The following is a 1,182-nucleotide window of genomic DNA, read 5'->3' as shown; positions in this document are numbered from 1 at the left end:
TAACTCATTAGCATTTATATAGGGAGGGTTACCAATCACCACATCAAATCCATCTTGAATATCAAACATCCACTCGGGGTCAAAAAAGGAGGAAGATGCGTTTTGGTCGTATGGGTCCCATCCTGCTAATTTTTGGGCGGTATCGCTTTTCCAACCGCTTTTCTCCAGTTCAGTGGCTATGGCATTTCGAAGTTCTTCGTCTCGTTGGCGATACTTGAGTTTGGTATCTTTGCTTTTGGCACTAAAAAGTTTGCTGCGCACTTTTTTGAGTTCAGCTTCAAGAGCTTTTACTTCTCTGGTGTCGTATAAGCTGAGTTGTGCACTTGGTTTTTCAATCCCAATCAATGTATTTGCTGCCACAAACTTGGTTTCCAGGTTAGGTAAAGGGCGTATGCCAAAATTATTCTTTTCGGGGTTTACCTTTTGCTCTACTACTAGCGATATAAAGAAACGCAGCTTGGAAATTTGAGTAGCAATAGGTTGAATATCCACGCCATAAATGCAGTTTTCAATCAAAAACAGTTTACGGGCATAGTCGGGGTCGTTGATGCTTTGGTCAAAGGCGTCACTAATTTCTGTTAATCGTTCATCCCGGTCTTCTTTATTTTCTAAAACAATCGCATCTGCAGCTTCTTTTTTGGCTTTTTCTTCCTGTACTTCCCGCCAAACTTTGTTATTAGGGTCGAGCTTTTGAAGAATATGCACCATTTTCTGTAAAATCCCCATGGGGAAAGCCCCCGAACCACACGCCGGGTCAAGTATGGTGCAGGTGCTAAGTGCAGTGATGATTTCTTTTTGTACATCGGGATTATCTGCAAAAGGCACTTTGGCATCAAATGAAGTCAGTACATGAAGTTCTTTGTCTAAGGTTTCATCATCTAATTCACCCCAATCCGAAATAGCATTTTTGAGGTAAGCAATCAGGCTTTCGTCCACCATGTAGTTTACAATCTCCCGTGGTGTGTAAAAAGAGCCGGTTTGTTTACGAGCTGTAGTTTTGGTTTCCGGGTTGTAACTTGCCAATAAGTTTTCAAACACTTTACCTAAGAGTTCCGGGTCAAGGGCCACATCTTCTTCAATCGGGGTATTTTCCGTTATGGTGAATTTGTAGGATTTCAGTATGTTAATAAGCCCTTTTACGGCTGCCTGTTTGTACTTTTTATCCTTGATACCTACAATATC

Annotated in this window: 1 protein-coding gene; it reads right to left on the bottom strand. The window is 41.5% G+C overall.

Annotation, left to right across the window (positions count from 1 at the left end; translation table 11 throughout):
- Positions 1-1,182: Eco57I restriction-modification methylase domain-containing protein (locus AC6F75_RS14015; RefSeq protein ID WP_500715710.1), on the bottom strand; the 1,182-nt coding region annotated here is incomplete at both ends.

The sequence above is a fragment of the Planktosalinus sp. genome, assembly GCF_059864935.1.
Note: the sequence above shows the minus strand (reverse complement) of the source record. Positions and strands in the feature narration are given on the sequence as shown.